Origin of the sequence: Croceicoccus estronivorus (assembly GCF_001625325.1) — a bacterium.
Classification (GTDB): Bacteria; Pseudomonadota; Alphaproteobacteria; order Sphingomonadales; family Sphingomonadaceae; genus Caenibius; species Caenibius estronivorus.
This window is the reverse complement of the sequence record NZ_JRQQ01000002.1, coordinates 188,015-205,292: the sequence shown is the minus strand read 5'-3', so window position 1 is coordinate 205,292 and position 17,278 is coordinate 188,015. Positions and strand designations below refer to the sequence as shown.

The 17,278-nt window shown below is 64.2% G+C and carries 24 protein-coding genes and 1 pseudogene; 19 read left to right on the top strand and 6 right to left on the bottom strand.

The window, feature by feature from the left end; all coding sequences use genetic code 11:
- Nucleotides 1-62: 62 nt before the first annotated feature.
- The 8 genes from MB02_RS04180 (at nucleotide 63) to MB02_RS04145 (ending at nucleotide 8,101) form a co-directional block, all read left to right on the top strand.
- A complete protein-coding gene (locus tag MB02_RS04180) occupies nucleotides 63-1,451 on the top strand; it encodes an aminotransferase-like domain-containing protein (protein WP_067534086.1) in 1,389 nt (462 codons plus the stop codon).
- A 1-nt stretch (nucleotide 1,452) separates the two neighbouring features.
- Complete coding sequence (locus MB02_RS04175; RefSeq protein ID WP_067532983.1) at nucleotides 1,453-2,103, top strand: AraC family transcriptional regulator; 651 nt, start codon at nucleotides 1,453-1,455, stop codon at nucleotides 2,101-2,103.
- Nucleotides 2,104-2,151: 48 nt separating this feature from the next.
- Nucleotides 2,152-2,922, top strand: a complete 771-nt coding sequence (locus tag MB02_RS04170) for a sulfite exporter TauE/SafE family protein (protein ID WP_067532981.1) — start codon at nucleotides 2,152-2,154, stop codon at nucleotides 2,920-2,922.
- A 271-nt stretch (nucleotides 2,923-3,193) separates the two neighbouring features.
- Nucleotides 3,194-3,964, top strand: a complete 771-nt coding sequence (locus MB02_RS04165; protein WP_067532978.1) for a DUF2285 domain-containing protein — start codon at nucleotides 3,194-3,196, stop codon at nucleotides 3,962-3,964.
- Nucleotides 3,965-4,421: 457 nt separating this feature from the next.
- A complete protein-coding gene (locus MB02_RS04160; RefSeq protein WP_067532975.1) occupies nucleotides 4,422-5,408 on the top strand; it encodes an ArdC family protein in 987 nt (328 codons plus the stop codon).
- Complete coding sequence (locus MB02_RS04155) at nucleotides 5,405-5,809, top strand: DUF2958 domain-containing protein (protein ID WP_067532972.1); 405 nt, start codon at nucleotides 5,405-5,407, stop codon at nucleotides 5,807-5,809. The genes MB02_RS04160 and MB02_RS04155 overlap by 4 nt, the downstream gene beginning before the upstream one ends.
- Before the next feature lie 102 nt (nucleotides 5,810-5,911).
- Complete coding sequence (locus MB02_RS04150) at nucleotides 5,912-7,696, top strand: ParB/RepB/Spo0J family partition protein (protein ID WP_067532969.1); 1,785 nt, start codon at nucleotides 5,912-5,914, stop codon at nucleotides 7,694-7,696.
- A gap of 150 nt (nucleotides 7,697-7,846) precedes the next feature.
- Nucleotides 7,847-8,101, top strand: a complete 255-nt coding sequence (locus MB02_RS04145; protein ID WP_067532967.1) for a hypothetical protein — start codon at nucleotides 7,847-7,849, stop codon at nucleotides 8,099-8,101.
- Here the strand turns inward: MB02_RS04145 and MB02_RS17610 are convergent.
- Nucleotides 8,098-8,247: a hypothetical protein gene (locus MB02_RS17610; protein WP_156495409.1), complete on the bottom strand. Its 150-nt coding sequence runs from the start codon at nucleotides 8,245-8,247 to the stop codon at nucleotides 8,098-8,100. The genes MB02_RS04145 and MB02_RS17610 overlap by 4 nt on opposite strands.
- 295 nt (nucleotides 8,248-8,542) lie before the next feature.
- Here MB02_RS17610 and MB02_RS04140 point away from each other — a divergent pair, with 295 nt between their 5' ends.
- From MB02_RS04140 to MB02_RS04130, 3 genes are all read left to right on the top strand, one after another.
- Entirely contained in the window at nucleotides 8,543-8,875 is a 333-nt protein-coding gene (locus tag MB02_RS04140; protein ID WP_030540676.1) for a DUF736 domain-containing protein, read from the top strand.
- A 175-nt stretch (nucleotides 8,876-9,050) separates the two neighbouring features.
- Complete coding sequence (locus MB02_RS04135) at nucleotides 9,051-9,305, top strand: helix-turn-helix transcriptional regulator (protein WP_067532956.1); 255 nt, start codon at nucleotides 9,051-9,053, stop codon at nucleotides 9,303-9,305.
- Nucleotides 9,298-9,897 carry a S26 family signal peptidase gene (locus tag MB02_RS04130; RefSeq protein WP_067532954.1) on the top strand — a complete coding sequence of 200 codons (600 nt, stop codon included), beginning with the start codon at nucleotides 9,298-9,300 and terminating at the stop codon, nucleotides 9,895-9,897. The genes MB02_RS04135 and MB02_RS04130 overlap by 8 nt, the downstream gene beginning before the upstream one ends.
- Nucleotides 9,898-10,022: 125 nt before the next feature.
- On the opposite strand, the gene MB02_RS17925 is transcribed toward MB02_RS04130, so the two are convergent.
- Entirely contained in the window at nucleotides 10,023-10,172 is a 150-nt protein-coding gene (locus tag MB02_RS17925) for a hypothetical protein (protein ID WP_235829417.1), read from the bottom strand.
- Between MB02_RS17925 and MB02_RS04125 the strand changes: the two genes are divergently transcribed.
- The 8 genes from MB02_RS04125 to MB02_RS04090 are packed head-to-tail and all read left to right on the top strand — an operon-like array spanning nucleotide 10,171 to nucleotide 15,633.
- Complete coding sequence (locus MB02_RS04125; protein ID WP_235829416.1) at nucleotides 10,171-10,656, top strand: hypothetical protein; 486 nt, start codon at nucleotides 10,171-10,173, stop codon at nucleotides 10,654-10,656. The genes MB02_RS17925 and MB02_RS04125 overlap by 2 nt on opposite strands.
- A 5-nt stretch (nucleotides 10,657-10,661) precedes the next feature.
- Nucleotides 10,662-11,462, top strand: a complete 801-nt coding sequence (trbF, locus tag MB02_RS04120; RefSeq protein WP_067532951.1) for a conjugal transfer protein TrbF — start codon at nucleotides 10,662-10,664, stop codon at nucleotides 11,460-11,462.
- Complete coding sequence (gene trbG, locus MB02_RS04115) at nucleotides 11,459-12,439, top strand: P-type conjugative transfer protein TrbG (RefSeq protein WP_067532948.1); 981 nt, start codon at nucleotides 11,459-11,461, stop codon at nucleotides 12,437-12,439. Before trbF ends, trbG begins: the two co-directional genes overlap by 4 nt.
- Nucleotides 12,436-13,737: a TrbI/VirB10 family protein gene (locus MB02_RS04110; RefSeq protein ID WP_067532945.1), complete on the top strand. Its 1,302-nt coding sequence runs from the start codon at nucleotides 12,436-12,438 to the stop codon at nucleotides 13,735-13,737. The genes trbG and MB02_RS04110 overlap by 4 nt, the downstream gene beginning before the upstream one ends.
- Before the next feature lie 15 nt (nucleotides 13,738-13,752).
- Nucleotides 13,753-13,974 (top strand): DUF2274 domain-containing protein, encoded by a 222-nt coding sequence (locus MB02_RS04105; RefSeq protein ID WP_067532942.1) that lies wholly within the window; start codon nucleotides 13,753-13,755, stop codon nucleotides 13,972-13,974.
- Nucleotides 13,971-14,282, top strand: coding sequence for a DUF736 domain-containing protein (locus tag MB02_RS04100; RefSeq protein WP_067532939.1), 312 nt, complete (start codon nucleotides 13,971-13,973; stop codon nucleotides 14,280-14,282). The genes MB02_RS04105 and MB02_RS04100 overlap by 4 nt, the downstream gene beginning before the upstream one ends.
- Nucleotides 14,283-14,284: 2 nt before the next feature.
- On the top strand, nucleotides 14,285-14,602 hold the full coding sequence (locus MB02_RS18155; protein ID WP_067532936.1) for a helix-turn-helix domain-containing protein: 318 nt from the start codon (nucleotides 14,285-14,287) through the stop codon (nucleotides 14,600-14,602).
- Complete coding sequence (locus MB02_RS04090) at nucleotides 14,506-15,633, top strand: tyrosine-type recombinase/integrase (protein WP_082825956.1); 1,128 nt, start codon at nucleotides 14,506-14,508, stop codon at nucleotides 15,631-15,633. Before MB02_RS18155 ends, MB02_RS04090 begins: the two co-directional genes overlap by 97 nt.
- A gap of 257 nt (nucleotides 15,634-15,890) precedes the next feature.
- Here MB02_RS04090 and MB02_RS04085 read toward each other — a convergent pair whose 3' ends face one another.
- The 4 genes and pseudogenes from MB02_RS04085 to MB02_RS18150 form a co-directional block, all read right to left on the bottom strand.
- On the bottom strand, nucleotides 15,891-16,316 hold the full coding sequence (locus MB02_RS04085; RefSeq protein ID WP_067532930.1) for a putative toxin-antitoxin system toxin component, PIN family: 426 nt from the start codon (nucleotides 16,314-16,316) through the stop codon (nucleotides 15,891-15,893).
- Nucleotides 16,317-16,319: 3 nt separating this feature from the next.
- Nucleotides 16,320-16,580 (bottom strand): ribbon-helix-helix domain-containing protein, encoded by a 261-nt coding sequence (locus MB02_RS04080; RefSeq protein WP_067532927.1) that lies wholly within the window; start codon nucleotides 16,578-16,580, stop codon nucleotides 16,320-16,322.
- Nucleotides 16,581-16,616: 36 nt separating this feature from the next.
- The gene (locus MB02_RS04075) at nucleotides 16,617-16,856 is read right to left on the bottom strand and encodes a hypothetical protein (RefSeq protein WP_067532924.1); all 240 of its coding nucleotides are present in this window, start codon (nucleotides 16,854-16,856) and stop codon (nucleotides 16,617-16,619) included.
- A gap of 202 nt (nucleotides 16,857-17,058) precedes the next feature.
- Nucleotides 17,059-17,106, bottom strand: a pseudogene (locus tag MB02_RS18150) (hypothetical protein); the annotation flags it as partial.
- Nucleotides 17,107-17,278: the final 172 nt, after the last annotated feature.

The following is a 17,278-nucleotide window of genomic DNA, read 5'->3' as shown; positions in this document are numbered from 1 at the left end:
TCATCATTGAACTATGAGTCAAATGTGATATTGAACCGGTGCAATATAGATCGGGAATGGCAATGAAGAACTGGCAGCCGGATATCTCGAAGGGCAGTGCGCCGGTGTACGAGCGTCTCGTGACCGCGCTGGAGGGCGATGTGCGCGATGGTCGCCTTGTGCCCGGCGACCGTTTGCCACCGCAGCGCGATCTGGCGCACCGCTTGTCCCTGAGTGTCGGCACGGTCAGCCGGGCCTATGTCGAGGCGGAGCGGCGGGGGTTCATTTCCAGCCATGTGGGCCGGGGTTCGTTCGTAGCCGATCGCGCGAGGCCGCATTCGTCACCGCATGACACTGGTCCGCTCGACATGGCGCATAATGTGCCACCGCTCGATCCTGCCGAGCGCTGGATCGGGGAGGGGCTGTCCCGCGTGCGCCAGCGCGCCGATCTCGGGGCGGCAGTGAACTATGCGCCGCCCGAAGGCCTGGCCTCGATCCGCGAGGCCGGGGCATCCTGGCTGAAGCGCCGTCATGGCGTGACGCGCGCGACGGCGGATCAGGTTATTCAGTGCAACGGCGGGCAGCATGGCCTTGCACTCGCTTTCGCGGCGTTGGCGCGGCCGGGTGATACGATCCTGTGCGAAGCCGCGACTTATCCCGGCATCCGGACATTGGCCGACCATGCGGGCTACCGCCTGCAGGGTGTTGCCATGGATGAGCGCGGCATCGATCCCGAAGCGCTCTCCCGCTGCGCTCGTGAGACCGGTGCCAAGGTGCTGGTGCTGGTCCCGACCTTGCAGAATCCGACCACGATCACCCTCGATGCAGCGCGCCGCGCTGAAATCATCGAGGTCGCCCGTGCCCATGATCTGATGATCGTCGAGGATGATGCCTATCGCGTCTTTGCCGATGCCGGGGCGGCGGACTGCTTTGCCGATCTCGCGCCGGAACGGACGTTGATGGTCGCGGGCGTTTCCAAGGCGGTCGCGCCCGGTTTGCGTCTCGGTTTCCTGTTGCCGCCTGATAATGAAGACATTCGTGATCGACTGCTGCTGGGCATCCGTGCCTTTGGCTACAGCCCACCCTCGCTGGGCGGTCTGGTGTTCAGCCAGTGGGAACAGGACGGAACGGCCGACAGGATCGCCGATGATGTAATTACCGAAAGCGAGGCGAGGACGCAGCTGGCGTCGTCGATCTTCGGCAAGGCGATGGCGGTGCCGGGGGCGGGGCGCAGCCTCCACGTCTGGATGCCGATGCCCATGCTCGATGCCGAACGGCTGAGCGCCCGCGCCTTGCGTGCCTCCATCGCGCTGACGCCGCCTGACGGGCCGATTGTCGATGCCGTAGCGCCCTCGGGCGTCCGTCTGTGTCTTGGCGGCCTTCGCTCGCGCGATGTGCTCGAACAGGCGCTTCGCGATATCGCTGCCATGCTGGCGACCGCCGGAGGCAACGCGGCGCGCGGTCTGGTCTGAAATGTGGAGTTACAGACGGGTCGGAGCGATCGAACTGGCTTCATGCGCGGGAAGTGCCCTGCCGGATTTGCGCCTTCATTTTCACGAGACTGCCCAGCTCTGTCTGGTACAGAGCGGGAAGCGCCGGGCGGAAACCCGCTACGGGATCGTCGAAGTGACCGTGGGCGAATGCCTCTACCTCCCCGCCGGTCTGCCGCATCGCTTTATCGATAGCGCAACTGCCGAAGGGCGCTGCCTGAATGTCTATGCGCACCTTGACCTGGGCACCTATCCCCGCCGCCTTCCTGTCGCGAGCATTCGGCCATTGTTGCAATCACTGGCCTTGTCAGGATCCTCGCTGGCCGGATCAGAGCGGTCTGGCACGCAAAGCGCCGGGCCCGAACATGGTCCAGTCCCAATACAGGCGCTGGCACGCGCGGCAGGGGTCTCGCGCGAGCATTTCAGCCGGACCTTTGTGCAGCAGCATGGTCTCCCCCCGCATCGCCATCGCATCATGTGCCGCCTCAACGGTGCGCGCCAGGCGATCGCTCGGGGACATTCGCTGGCAGATGTCGCCGCCCGGTTCGACTTTGCCGATCAGAGCCACCTTAGTCGCCTGTTCCGCCAGACTTTCGGGACGACGCCGGGAGCCTACCGCAAAGGCTGCTGCTGATCACAAACATTCCAGACTTGCTCGCGTCCTTGGTTCAGGCTCGCGGGCATGATCGACTGGACAACAGCAATACTGATCCTTGCAGGCGTGGTCGGTGGGATCGTCAACGCCGTGGCCGGCGGCGCGACCCTGATCACCTTTCCACTTCTGCTGGCTACAGGACTACCTCCCGTAGCGGCCAATATCGCCAATGCCATCGCCGTGTCGCCGGGGCATCTGCTGGCGGTGCTTGCGGATCGACGGAGCCTGCCGGTCCTTGACTGTCACCTTTACCTGCTACTCCTGCTTTCTGCCGCCGGAGGCCTGGCTGGCGCGGGTCTTTTGCTCATTATTCCTGACCGCCTTTTCACCATGCCGATTCCTGCACTGATCGCAGGCGCAACGCTGCTGTTCGCGCTGGCGCCGCGCATTGCGAGGACGGCGGACAGCAGGGAAAGCAGGGAAAGCAGGCACCATGGCGCAAAGCGGCGGGAAACAGGGCTGCTGGCGTTGACGGCAATCTATGGCGGGTTCTTTGGCGCAGGCCTTGGCATCATCCTGACAGCGATCCTCAGCCTGTCCGAACCGCATGACATACGCCGCATCAAGGCCGTGAAGAATCTCCTCGCGAGCGTCGTCGCAATTGCAGCCAATCTGTTCTTTCTGCTGCGCGGGGCCGTGCACTGGCCATCGGCGTTCCCCATGCTTCTCGGCGCCATCGTCGGTGGTTACGCAGGCGGCCATCTGGTCCGCGTCTTGCCTGCTAATGTCGTGAGGGGCGTCGTCCTGACGGCGGGGTCCGTGATGTCCATCGTCTACGCATTTAAATATTGGATCTGAAGCGAGGTGTTCGAGACGTTCAATTCGGACGTGTTTATAGTCAAAGAAGGTGTTTTAATCGGTCTTTTGCGGCATTTGTCCCGTTTATCCGTGAGACAATAGACTGCCATTTCTGTGATGACTCCCAAGCATCCAGGGATGACTTTGCAAATGAGCGACTTGGGGCAAGTGCCCGCAATCGGGGCACTCGCCGGACCGACCATCCTGAACCAAGGTCGGCAGGGAGAGGATCCATGAACGGAAACATTCCGTCGGGCGCGAATGCGTCCGAATGGCGCGACCGTGCGCGCTACGATCGCCTGACAGCACATGGGCATGGGAATGTCTGCGCCGTGCCATCGGCAAGGATTGCCAGCTGTTTCGCGAAGCCGGTGGGCTACTACTGCGCACCGAGCCACCCATTTGCCTGCTGAATGGGGACCTGTGGGACTGGACCGGTACGGAACCCTTGCCTCTGGCCATCTTCAAGGATTGTGCGGATTTTGCCGGTCATGTCTTCTGGCGTGCCGCGCATCACCCGCCAGTCCTGATCGTGCGCGCCCATCCTTCAGATGCGAACAAGGCGGGGAGCGCGCCGTTCGACCTTGCTTGCCTGCCTTACCCGGCGGTGGTCCTTCAGGTGCCGGGCCGGGGCGAATATGTGCTGATCGCCGAAGGTTCGCGCTGTATCCGTATGAAGATCTGCAGCGGAACGGTCCTTTCCGGGCCGGTGTCGCTGGAGTTTCTCGTTGCCGGCGACCACGCCTTCGAGATCCGCATATTGTCGCTGCGCCGTCTCGCGGCGTTCCATCGCCTTGGCCGCTTCCCGCGCAGCCTGTTCCCGCCCGAGCGGCGCGCGCGGCGCTGGGCGCGTGCGCTCCAGGCCTGGGATGGGCGCAAGGCCGGGGCCAGTCACCGGGAGATTGCATCGGTTCTTTATGGCCGCAAAGCCGTTCGGCACGACTGGTACGGTCCTTCCGATTACCAGCGAACCCATGTCAGGCGCTTGCTGCAAACCGCAGATGGTCTGATCCGGGGCGGATGGCGCAAGCTGTTGTGGTGATCGGTTGGAGCATTGCTCCATGTTCATGGCGTCTCGCCCGCTGGGCGGGCGACCGCGCTCTATGGCGCCTTGCTGACGCTGGGGTGCCACCGGGCCGGCGATGCCGTCACGGCCGCAGGTGACGATCGCTGACGCATGCCGGGGCCGCATGCGGCCCCGGTCTGTAGGCGGCGCGCGCAGGCTGCGCGCCGGCGCTGCTTTGGGGCAGTCCCTCTGGGCGTGCCGGGTGGTCGGCGCTTCCTCCTAGGCCCGTCGCGGCTGGCGGCAAGCCTGGCGCTTGCGCTTGGCTGCTCCACTTCGTTTCGCCCCTGCGCCCACCCCGTCGCGTGACCGCGCCGGGGCCCCGGGCTTGGGTGCCGCCCGCCGCTTCGCGCGGGCCTTTCCGGTCGCTTCTGCCGCCCACCCGCCACACCCGGCGGGAACTGCGGCGGGTTTTGGCCAGTGAAGGAGGCAGATCATGGGAGTTTCCCGCAAGCGCCGTGCAGGCGGCGAGGTCGGCAACAGGGATCGTCAGGAAGCAGCGCAGACGCGCGTCAGCCTTTACGACGAGGTGACCGCGAAGATCATCGCACAGCTGGAAGCCGGACGCTTCCCATGGGTTCAGCCCTGGGATTCCAGCCGGTGTGGTGGGCCGGGCCTTCCCGTTAATGCGCTCACCGCAAGGGCCTATTCGGGCATCAATGTGCTGCTGCTCTGGGGCGCGGCGATCAGTGCGGGCTATCCCTCGCAAAACTGGCTTACGTTCCGGCAGGCGCTGCAGGCAGGCGGGGCCGTGCGCAAGGGCGAGAAGGGTGTGACCGTGGTCTATGCCGACCGCTTCATTCCCGAAGCGGAGAAAGCGCGCGCCCATGAGAGTGGAGACGACGCCCGCGCGGTGCCGTTCCTGAAACGCTTTACCGTCTTCAATGTCGCGCAGTGCGAAGGCCTGCGCCCAGAAGCCCTGAACGCGCTGGTCACGCAGAACGCACCTTTGCCCGAGCGTGAAATCATCCCTCATGCCGAGGCCCTGATCGCGGCAACGGGTGCTGATTTCCGCATCGGCGGCGCGCAGGCCTATTATTCGCCCGGCGGCGATTATGTCGCGGTGCCGCCGCAATCCGCCTTTCGCGATCAGGTGAATTTCTACCGTACCGCCTTTCATGAACTCTCGCACTGGAGCGGAGCAGGGCACCGGCTCGGTCGCGACCTGTCCGGCCGTTTCGGCTCCAAAGCCTATGCGCGCGAGGAATTGTGCGCCGAGATTTCCGCCGCGTTCATCTGCGCGACCTTGGGGATCGCACCGACCGTGCGGCACGCCGATTATGTAGGATCGTGGCTCGAAGTGCTGCGCGAGGACAATCGCGCGATCTTCCGCGCGGCGGGGCAGGCGAGCAAGGCGGCGGACTATATCCTTGGCCACGGCGAGGCGATGACTGGCGATGAGTTGGGGAGGCAGGCGGCATGATCCTGCTCCCCGACGATCTTCGCCGCCGCTTGCTGGCACAGGGCGAGGCGCGCGGTGCCCGGCAGGTGCCGCTGCTCAAACTCTTCAATCCAGTGGGCGCAGCTACGTGGCTGGCCTCGGAACTCGATGCCGATGGCGACACGCTGTTCGGGCTTGCCGACCTCGGTTTCGGATGCCCGGAACTCGGTTCGTTCAGTCTCGCCGAGATCGAAGCCTTGCGGCTTCCTTATGGGTGCCGGATCGAGCGTGACCGCACCTTTTCCGCCCGCTTCCCGCTCGTTGTCTATGCCGAAGCCGCAAGGCGGCAGGGCCGCATCGTCGAGCGCGAACGCTGGCTGTGCGAGGCCGCCATTTCGCTCGGCCTCGACCCCACGCAATTCCGGGCAAACCCGCACGGATGAGCCGCGTCGCTCTTGAAGGCGCTTATCCCGGCTGCACCCGCGAGCCCTTGCAAGACGCAGCGGATGCAGCCGGTCCACCCCCAAGAAAAGGAGTGAATTCTCATGCAACTGGCAAATATCGATCTTGGCAAGCTGTTCGTCAGCAAGACCAATATGCGGCACGGGACAAAGCCGCCCGACGTGTCCGACATTCTCGCCACGGTGAAGGCGCGCGGCGTTATCGTGCCCCTGATCGTGCGCGCGGGCGAAGACGAGGGCAGGCACGGCATGTTCGCCATCGTCGCCGGAGCGCGGCGCTTCCATGCCGCAACACTTGCAGCCAGGGAAGGCGGGGAGGCCGACGCGCTCCCATACGCGATCATGGAAGCAGGCGACGATGCCGCCGCGCTCGAAGCCTCGCTGATCGAGAATATTGCCCGTCTTGATCCCGACGAGGTGGCGCAATGGGAAAGCTTTACCCGGTTGATCCAGAAAGAAGGGCGCAGCGTCGAACAGATCGCCCAGACCTTCGGGCTGACCGATCTTCATGCCCGCCGCGTTCTGGCGCTCGGCAATCTGCTTCCCCGCATCCGCACTCTCTATCGCGAAGGCGAGATCAACGCCGCCAGCATTCGCCACCTGACCCTCGCCACCAAGGCGCAGCAGAAGGCATGGCTGGCGCTGTTCGACAGTGAGGACGATTATTGCCCGACCGGGCACCAGCTCAAGTCATGGCTGTTTGGCGGCGTGTCGATTTCCACGAAACACGCTCTGTTTCCGCTCGAAACCTACAAGGGGCGGATCATTGCCGACCTGTTCGGGGAGGATGGCGTATTCGCCGACAGCGACCAGTTCTGGCGCGCGCAGAATGCCGCCATCGCAGCGAAGCGCGACGCCTTTCTGGCCGAAGGCTGGAGCGAGGTAGAGGTGATGGAGCCGGGGCAATATTTCCATTCATGGGAATATGAGCGCACGCCCAGAGACAAGGGCGGCAAGGTCTTCATCAGCATCAGCCATCAGGGCGAAGTCGAATGCCATGAAGGCTGGCTGTCGGGCCGGGACGCGAAGAAAGCCCGCGCGCTCGAAGCACAAGACGGCAGGACCGAAGCCGACCGGCAGGCGGCGCGCGACCAGCGCAGCGAGACGACCGGTCCCTTGCAGACCTATATCGATCTGCACCGCCACGCCGCCGCGCGGGCTGTGCTGACCGATCATCCCGCCGTCGCGCTGCGGCTCATGGTCGCGCATGTCATTGCCGGTTCGCCGCTCTGGAATGTGCGGGTGGAGGACCAGCATGTCCGCAATGAAGCCATTGCCGAAAGTGTTGAAACCAGCGCCGCGGAAACGCTGTTCGACGAGAAACGCCGCATGGTTCTGGCTTTGCTGGACTTCCCGCCCGACGCGCCCAATGCAACCGGAGGCGGCGACGATCTCACAGAAATCTTCGCGCGGCTCATCGGCCTTGGCGATCATGAAGTGATGACAATCCTCGCCGTGGTCATGGGCGAGACGATGCAGGCGGGCAGCGCCATCGTCGAAGCGGTCGGCGGCTATCTGAAGGTGGATATGGCGCGCTTCTGGACGCCGGACGATGCGCTGTTCGACCTCATTCGTGACCGGCAGGTGGTCAATGCGTTGCTGCGCGAAGTGGCGGGCAAGGGAATCGCGGACGGCAATGTCGCGGAAAAGGTGAAGACGCAAAAGGCGATCATCCGCGATTGCCTGCACGGTGCCAATGGCCGCAAACCGGTTGAGGGCTGGGTGCCCAAATGGCTGCGTTTCCCGGCCAGCAGCTATACCGTTAGGCCATTTGCGACACTGGCGAAATGGAAGCAGGTCGAGCCGCTCATCAAAGGCTTGCCGGTGCCGATGCCGCAGATCGATCCTTACGCCATAGCAGCGGAATAATCTGGCAAGGGGGCAGCGCATCGCTGCCCCCGGTTTCGTTGCTGCGACCGCTGAAAAATTCGCCGCCCGCGCATCCTTCGGATCGCGCGCGGGCGGCATGTCTTTTGTCCGGCAGGGCTTTGCCCTATCGCCTGAGCACGGGGAGGGCATATGCCGAAAAGCGAAGAATTCCGCATCGAACTGGAGCGTCAGATCGCGCGGGCCGAGGCACGCGGCCTTGCCTTTATCGAAGTGATTTCCGGCGAACTGCATCGCAATGTCGGTGGCTATCCCGGCCCCGATCACCGCATGCCCGCCTGCTGTTCGGTTATGCGCACAGCAATGCGCGGCGGCGATCAGATCGTCCATGCGCCGCCATCGGGGCAGGGCGCGACCCTGCGAATTCGCTACCAGCTTCCGCGCTAGGCGGTGAGTCCGCACGGCTCCATTCGCCGCTGCCGCTTGACGCCCAGTCCGGCGCTGCCGACGCTTTCGGGCGCGGCATCGCCCTGGTCGCCGGCCAGGATGGAATCCGAGCATTCGCGATCCATACGCACAGGTTTCAGGCTCATGTTCGGGAGCCACCGGCGCGATTCAGGCAGTGCCCCGCAAACTGTTAGGGCCGGAAGCGGCCCCGGCTGCCTCATTGACCTATGGGCGCGGGCCAAGGCCGCGCAACCGGGCTGGCCTGCCTATTTTCCCCGCCGCGTAAACGCGGCTCCTCGCGCCCGCTTCGCTTGTAAAATAGCCCGGCCAGTCCGGTCCTTCGCTGCGCTGCGGCCCTTTGGGTGCGGCCCTTCTCCCGCGCCCATCACGGTCCCGGCATCGCCGGGGATCGGCTCCGGCGAACAGATGAAGGAGCATTCCATGTCCACTCTCGGTATCGTTTCCCGCAACCCCGAAACCAACGAAATGCGTGGGTCAATCGCGCTGCTCGGACGCCGCAATCCGGTCGGCATCGAGATCGTCCCCAACCCCGCCAAGGCGCATGAACGCCAGCCCGACTTCCGCATCTTCAGCGGCGCGAACGAGCTGGGCGCGGGCTGGGTCAAGACCTCGCGCGAGACCGGCAAGCCCTATATCTCGCTGCGCATCTTCCATCCGCAGATCGCACAATGGCCGATCTACGCCAATCTCGGCCGCGCTGCCGGTCAGGACGATGACGACGTGCTGGCGGTGATCGTCAACGAAGCCGCCTGATCGCCTCGCGAGGCTCCGCGTCCCCATCGGCGCGGGGCCTTCGCTGTCCGGCGAGGGGGTCGAAAAGCGATGCACGCGGAATCGACCCTGCCGGGCGCTGCGCCGCGCCCGCATTTTCCTGCCTCATCGCGGGCGGTCCCGATCCGTCCGCCTGGGTCAGGAAAGGATCGCTTATATGGATGACGACGTTTTCGACCGGGCCGGAAAGGCCCGCAAGGGCAGCCCGTTTCTGAACGCCAAGCAGGCCGCGCATTATCTCGGCATGCAGGCCAAGACGCTGGCCAATATGCGCTGGCGGGGTGAGGGGCCGCGCTACCGGCGGCATGGCGGCCGCGTCAATTATCATATCGACGACCTCGACGACTGGTCGCGCCGCACCCTCGCCGGTTTGCATCCCGGGGTTTCCGGGAAGGAGGCGGGCGATGCGTAAACCGCGCGTATCCCGCCTGCCGCGCCCCGCGCCTGCGCCCTTGCTCGAATGGGACCCGCCGCTCGCACGCCAGCTGCGCGCCCGGCGCCGTCCGGTGCTGGCAGCGAGCATGATCGGCTTTGCCCTTCTGGGGCTGGCGGCCGTGCTCGATTTTGCCGTCCGCCCCGCGCCGCGTCTGGTCTGGAACGCTTCGGCGAGCGCTCCGGTCGGGCTCTGGCGCATCGATCCCCATGCGCGGCTTCACACCGGCGACATGGTGCTGGCAAGGACACCGCGCAACGTCCGGACGATGGCCGCGAAGCGTCGCTACCTGCCTGCCAACGTGCCCCTGCTCAAGCGCATCGCGGCCGAAAGCGGCGATGACGTCTGTGCGTTGGGGCGCAATATTTTCATCAACGGCTCATGGGTTGCCGCTCGCCGCAGCGCAGACACACGGGGCCGTCCGCTCCCATGGTGGAACGGTTGCGAGCGGCTCCGTGGCGGCCGGGTTCTGCTGCTCATGGATGCGCCGGATTCCTTCGACGGGCGCTATTTCGGGCCGGTCGATGAGGATGCGCTGATCGGAAAGGCGATGCCGCTATGGCTGCGCTGATCCGCCTCGCCGCGCCGCTTCTGGTGGCCCTCGTCATGCCGTCCGCCAGCCTGGCGCAAACGCCCGAGCCGGTCGTGGAAATCACTCCGGCAGTGGAGCGCTGGCGGCCGATCATTGTCGAAGCCTCACAGCGTTTCGCCGTGCCGCAAGCCTGGATCGCTGCCGTCATGCAGGCGGAAAGTGCCGGACTGACGCATTGCAGCGGACCTTGTTTCCGGCGCACCGCAACTCGGCGCCGGTGCTGCTGTCGGCACGGTGGCGGGCGCTGCGATCATGTCCGGCGGCGCTGCTATGCTCGGTGCGCGCGGCGCGATGATGGCGGGACGGGGTGGCATGGGCGCGATCCGGGCCGGAACCGCGATGGGTTCGGCTGCCTCGAGCGCCTACCGGCTCGGTCAGGAAACCGCCGGGAGCGCAAGCATCGGTGCCGGCCTTGGCGGTTTGGCCACCGCTGCCGGAGGCGCTGCATCGCAAGGCGCAAAAGCGGCCGCTTCGCGCATCGCAACGCCGCTTCGATCCAGTGTGGAGAAGGGCCGGCAGGCCGCCTGGAACGCCGGGCAAACCTCATCGACACGGCCCGCGTCCGGCACAGGGCCGGCGGCCGGGGCAGGTACATCGCCTGCCGGCATGCCTGCCTGGGCGCAGAGCCTGCGCTCCGAGCAAACCGCCCGTCATCGCCGGCACATGGCGATGCAGGCGCTGCGCGACGGAGACCGGCCCGGCAGCGGCGCAAATCCCAACCTCAGCGAGAAGGAGTAAACCCCATGATCTTCAAGCGATCGATCCAGCGCTATGGGGTGACGCCCCAGCCCGAGACACCCTATCAGCGTGCAGGTCAACTCTGGGATGAGCGTATCGGCTCGGCCCGTGTCCAGGCCCGGAACTGGCGGCTTGTCGCCTTTTCCTGCCTCGGTCTCACCGGCGTCCTGATCGGTGCGAATGTCTGGCAGTCGATGCAAAGCCGCGTCGCGCCCTATGTGGTGGAAGTCGATCGTCTCGGCGAAGCGCGCAGCGTTGCCCCGGCAATCCAGAACTACCAGCCCACCGACGGGCAGGTCGCCTGGCATCTGGGGCGCTTCATATCGAATGTCCGCTCGGTATCGACCGATCCGGTGCTGGTGAAGCGCAACTGGCTCGATGCCTATGACTTCGCCACCGACCGGGCGGCGATCTTCCTCAACGAGTACGCGCGGTCGAATTATCCTTTCGCCGGAATCGGTCAGCGCAGCGTTTCGGTCCAGGTGACAAGCGTGGTGCGCGCTTCGGATAGCAGCTTTCAGGTCAAATGGACCGAGAGCATTTATGAGCGCGGCAGTCTGGCGAAGACCGAACGCTGGACGGCCATGCTCACCGTAACGATGCAACCGCCGAAAACGGCCGATGCCCTGCGCAAGAACCCGCTCGGCCTGTTCGTCAATGCGATCGACTGGGCCCGCGAACTCGATGGCCAGCCATCCCCGTCTCCGCGGCGTCAGGGGCAAGCAGCTGACCTTGCTGCGCCCCCAGTCCCTGCCGCCGCGCCCCCGATGGCTGCCGACCCAGAACAGAAAGGAGCCCGTCCATGACCTCCCGTCTTTCCCTGTCTCTTCCCGTAATGGTGCTGCTTTCTGCCTGTGCCGGGAAGACGCCGCCACCTGCGATCGCTTTGGACAGCGCGCAATTCCGGCCTGCCGTGCTTGAGGCTGAACCAGCCAGGCCCATCGAGATCGTCGAAACACCCGTGCCGCTGCCCTTGCCGGGCCAGCTTCTCCCGCCGCCATCGGTCAGGACTGAGGTCGGACCTCCTACGGCGCGGGTTGAAGCGGCGAACCGTGCGGCCACGCGCGAACCGTCGAGCGCAGGCTATATCAATGCCGTGCAGGTCTACCCCTGGACCGACGGCGCGCTCTATCGCCTTTATGCCGCCCCGGGACAGGTGAGCGACATCGCGCTCCAGCCCGGCGAGAAGCTCGTGGCGGTTTCGGCAGGCGATACCGTGCGCTGGGTCATCGGTGATACCTCGAGCGGCGCCGGTGAGACCGCCCGGGCGCACATATTGGTCAAGCCCTTCGCCTCGGGGCTCGCGACCAATATGGTCATCACCACCGACCGGCGCGCCTATCATCTGGCGCTCGAAAGCACCGACAAGACCGCGATGGCGGCGATCAGCTGGACTTACCCGCAGGATCGGCTGCTGGCCTTGCAGAGGCAGAACGAACGTGCCGAGGAGGCGCGGCCGGTGGCGGACAATGTCGCACTCACCGATCTGCGCTTCCGCTATGCCATTACCGGCGACAATCCGCCCTGGCGCCCCGTCCGGGCATGGGATGATGGCAACAAGGTCTATATCGAGTTTCCGGCCCGGCTCGACCAGGGCGAGGCGCCGCCCCTGTTCGTGGTCGGGCCGCTCGGGCAAAGCCAGCTGGTCAACTACCGTGTCAGCGGCAATCACTACATCGTCGATCGCCTCTTTGGCGCCGCTGAGCTGCGGCTTGGCGAAGACCCGCAGGCTGTCGTGCGCATTTCCCGCACCGATGCGGCGCAGGGGAGGCCACGCCCATGAGCAAGCCTGACAAGGATGACGCGGGTCCGGACCCGCGTCTTGGCGGTGAATCCACAGCGCAGCCGCCTGAACCGTCCAAGCAGAATGCGGAAAGGCTCGTCCTGCGCGCCGCCCCCCGGCGCGTCGTCAGGTTCCGGCGCGGTGTGATCATCGGCGGAGCCGCTTGTGCTTCGCTCGCCATCGCCGGTGTCGCCTGGATGGCGCTGGGGCCGAAGACGTTGCAGGTGGTCGCCACCGGTGATGAGAAGGCTGTTGCGGACCGGCGCACGCCCGCCGATGCCGTCGCCAATCTGCCGGGAACCTATGGCGAGTTGCCGCCCGGTGTTCCGGTGCTGGGCGATCCGCTGCCCGGCGATCTGGGTCGACCGATCCTCGAGCACCAGCGTGGTCTCGGTATCGATCCGGCAACCGATCGGGGCGCCATGCCGCCGTCTATGACCATGGAGGAGCAGGCCGCCGAGGCTGAGCGTCAGCGGATCGCTGCCCAGGCGGCGCAGGCCCGCGAAGCAGGCGTCATGGTCCAGTCGTCTGGGCGGGGTGCAGCGGCGCCGGTCACAGGTGCGGACAGCACGCCCACAGGCAGCGCAGCGCCAGGCCAGAGCGAGCAGGCGGGGCGTCTCGCGCTCGATCCGGAGCGGGACCAGAACAACCAACAGCGCAAGCTCGACTTTGTCGGGAGCCAGGCGTCGGCCGGCATCACCAATGCCCATGCGCTGCAGATCCCGGCATCGCCCTATCAACTGATGGCGGGCAGCGTCATCGCCGCCAGCCTGATGACGGGGCTTAATTCCGATCTTCCGGGCATGGTGGTGGCGCAAGTGACCGAACCGGTCTTCGATACCGTGACCGGGCGTATCCTGCTCATTCCGCAAGGCTCGCGACTGATCGGCAGCTATGACAGCGTCGTGGCTTTCGGCCAGCGGCGCGCCTTGCTGGTGTGGCAGCGGATCATCCTGCCCGATGGCAGTTCGGTCCAGATAGACAATCTGCCTGCCACCGACAGTGCCGGTTATGCGGGCCTCGCCGACAAGGTCGACTTCCATAGCTGGCAATTGCTCAAGGGCGTCGCGCTCTCGACGCTGCTCGGCGTCGGCACCGAACTCACGCTCGGCAGCGACGAGAGCGATCTTGTCCGCGCGATCCGGCAATCGACCCAGCAATCCGCCAATCAGGCGGGGCAGCAGATCGTCTCGAAGAACCTCAATATCCAGCCCACCATCACCGTCCGTCCCGGATGGCCGCTGCGCGTGATCGTCCACAAGGACATCGTGCTGCGGCCCTGGGCGGGCGCTCGCTAGACAAGGAGAGCCGCGATGCTCAAGCTCGCCAAACTGCCCGACCGGACACCGGTCAAACTGGCCATCACCATCACGCCCGATCTCGCCCAGGCGCTCGGCGACTATGCGACGATCTACAACCGGACCTATGGCGACAAGGCCGAAGTGGCGGACCTTGTGCCCGCCATGCTCGAGAGCTTTCTGGCCAGCGATCGTGCCTTTGCCAAGGCGCGCAAGGACATGGAGGCGGGGACATGACCCGCAAGCGGACGATCGGTCGCTTCCGGCGCTCGAAGCAGGGCGGATGGGAAGGGGAGATCAACACCCTGTCGATCCAGCGCGCGATCCGTCTGGTGCCCAATGATAACCGGGTCAACGACAACGCTCCGGCGTTCCGGGTCATGCTGGGCTGGCAGCATATCGGCGATGCCTGGGAGCGCCTGTCGCGCACCGAGCCTCCCCGTGAATATTGGCGGGTGCGGATCGACGATCCCTTCTGTCCGCTCAGCGCCATGCTGTTCCCCGACGCCGAAGGCATGACCGCGCAATTGGTGCTGCAGGTCTGACCATGGGCGAGGAAGCCGAGCGCGTTCTGACCATCCGGGAAGCGGCGGCGCTGCTCAAGGTGCACCCCAACACCATCCGCAATTTGCTGGCCGAGGGCCGCATTCCGGCGGCCCGCGTCGGGCGCCAGTGGCGCTTTCTGGAAGGCGAACTTGTCGCGTGGATTCGCTCGGGCTACTCTGCGCCTGCACGAATGCAGTCAGGTGCCCAACGAAAGGAGGCATTATGGCACTCTGGAAACGTGCAGGAAAATACTACGTCAAGCTCACAGCACCTGACGGAACGCTCATTAGACGCTCTACTGGAACGACCGACAGGCTGAAGGCGCTCGAATTTCACGACAAGTTGAAGGCCGAGCTGTGGGACCTTGCCAGGCTGAAGCAGAAGCCGAAACGGACTTGGGACGAGGCGGCTTTGCGGTGGCTGAAGGAGAAGGCACACAAGAAGTCCTACCGGGACGATGTGAGCCGGATCCGGTGGTTCACCAAGCATCTGCGTGGCAAGACATTGGATCAGGTGAGCAGGGACATGATCGACCGGCTCATATCGCGCCATTTCGCCCGCAAGAGCGATCGCACCAAGGATCTCTATGTCGCGCTCATCCGCGCGATCTTCCGGAAGGCGATGCGGGAATGGGAATGGATCGCGCATGTGCCGGCGTTCAAGACCTATGCGCGCAGTGGCCGGGTCAGGGTGCGGTTTCTCACCCATGATCAGGCCGCTGAGCTCATGGGTCGGCTTCCTGAACACCAGCGCGAGGTGGTGCTGTTCGCTTTGTCGACCGGCCTGCGTCAGGGCAACATACTCCATCTGCGATGGGATCAGGTCGATATGACCCGGCGCATCGTCACGATCGGATATGGCGAGACCAAGAACGGGGAGGCGCTCGGCGTGCCCCTGAACGAGGCGGCCCTTGGCGTATTACGGCGGCAGAAGGGCAAGCATCCGGTTCATGTGTTCACATTTCGGGGCAAGCGCCTTGCCAATGCGAATACGCGGACCTGGCGCGGCGCATTGAAGGCCTGCGGGATCGAGGATTTTCGCTGGCACGATCTGCGGCACACCTGGGCGACCTGGCTCCGGCAGAATGATGTGCCCACCTGGGTGCTTCAGGAGCTGGGGGGATGGAAATCGGAGTCGATGGTGCGGCGTTATGCGCACATGTCGGTGAAGCACCTCCAGCCCTATGCCGACCAGCTGATTTTACCGGGCACAGACCCGCTGATTAATCCGGTCACAGACACGAAAAAGTCTAACTGCCCGGAAAAGCTGGAAAGCCTAGGTCACAAAAATGGTCACAGTGAGAGCCGTCCGCGGCTCAAGCTTGTCGCCGGCCTCGACGTAAACTCTTGATTGTAAAGGAAGAAAAGTGGTGGACGCACTAGGGCTCGAACCTAGGACCCGCTGATTAAGAGAAGGGAATTTCGAGAAGAAATTCCCATTTTATACAGGCATCTAGCTGCGTCTTTGCACTTTCGAACTTAACATCGAGCAACACCGAAAACCAACGTTTTCCAACAGGCCACGGCACAGTTTCACGTCCAGTTGCGATCCGCTGATTCTGACGGCATAGGGTTGGACTTTATGCCCTATCTGAGCTGAATTTGAAGCTATCGCCCTTTGCCAATGCGCAGTTCATCAGCCAGAGCGGCGGCGGTGACGATGCGGCTCGATCCATGTCGTTCGAGCGCGAGCAGATCGTCCTTGTTTCCCGTGACGAGCCAATCGGCTCTCCCGGCGTCGCATAGGCCGAGGAGAAAATCATCCCGTGGGTCGGGCGAGCGCCTCACATGGGGCAGGTCGGCGGGCATGTCCGCCACCAGTCCAATTTGGTTCACCAATCGCCCAACCTCGGCGGGGCGGACCAGGGCGCGTATCTTGTCTCGCCGGGAGACATCCCGGATCTCATCGATTTGGAGCGCATGGCTGACGAACACAAACCTGCGATCCAGCCATGCTTCGATTAGTCGGGCAGGGATCCCGTTGGGGGATATGAGTCCACTCAACAGTACATTGGTGTCGAGAATGACGCGCACGTGTTAGTGATGGCCCTGTGACCAGAAAGACTGCCGACTGGCGCCGACCTCTTCATCGATCAGCCGCTCCAACTCATCCGGATCAGCATCTGCATTGCGAGCCTGGATATCCCGAACGGTTTCTCGCAGCACTTCTCGATTGACCGCATCTTCCACGAACCGGGACATATCGCCCTTTTTGCCGCCGCGCGTGGCAAGCAAAGTCCGAAGTGCAATGTCCGTTTCCCGCGATACTTTCAAACTCCACCGAGCCAGCTCGCCCATAAGTCACCTATGCGTTTATGTGTCTAAACACATATATCAATTCGCGCAGTTTTTATCAAGGGAAGGCCTTGCTTCGATAATCGTCGCCGAAAAGATAAGCCCAGTGAGTCCGAGAATGCCATCGACGATCCAGGCCGTTCTGTATCCGCTTTCCATGACGAGAGGATGGATGACGGCAAGGGCGATCAACAGTCCGTTCGTTCCAGCACGCCCGGTCCGTGACAGCGTTGCGGGTGGAAACAGGGTGGCCGCGCCAAGCGCCGCAATGCTGATCATATTCCAAGTCCAGATCAAGGGCGCGACCAGGGAAGCTAAACAACGCCACCAACGCGGCGCATGCCACTGCGACGGGTTGTCCCCAGACGGTTGCGGTCCAGAGGCGTTCGCAATGGGTTGCCGGACGCCCCTTGTCCCGCCGCCGCGCCAGCCAGATATTGACGCCGCCAACCGCCAGATAGGCAAGCCCTATGCCCAGCAAGCCATAGGCGATTTTAATCGCTTCGCCGCCGAACCAGCCGAAATGCAGAAGCCCTAGAGATGTCAGAATCTGCTGCCCGAGAATGTTGTCCGCCGCCTTGTGTTCGTAATAGAGCTTGCCTGGTCAAAGCGAACTACGTCGTTCTTGCTCTCCATGTCTTTGGTGCTCTCAAGCATCATTTGTTCGATAAGGATGAGATTCTCGTGCGGATGCTTCCCTT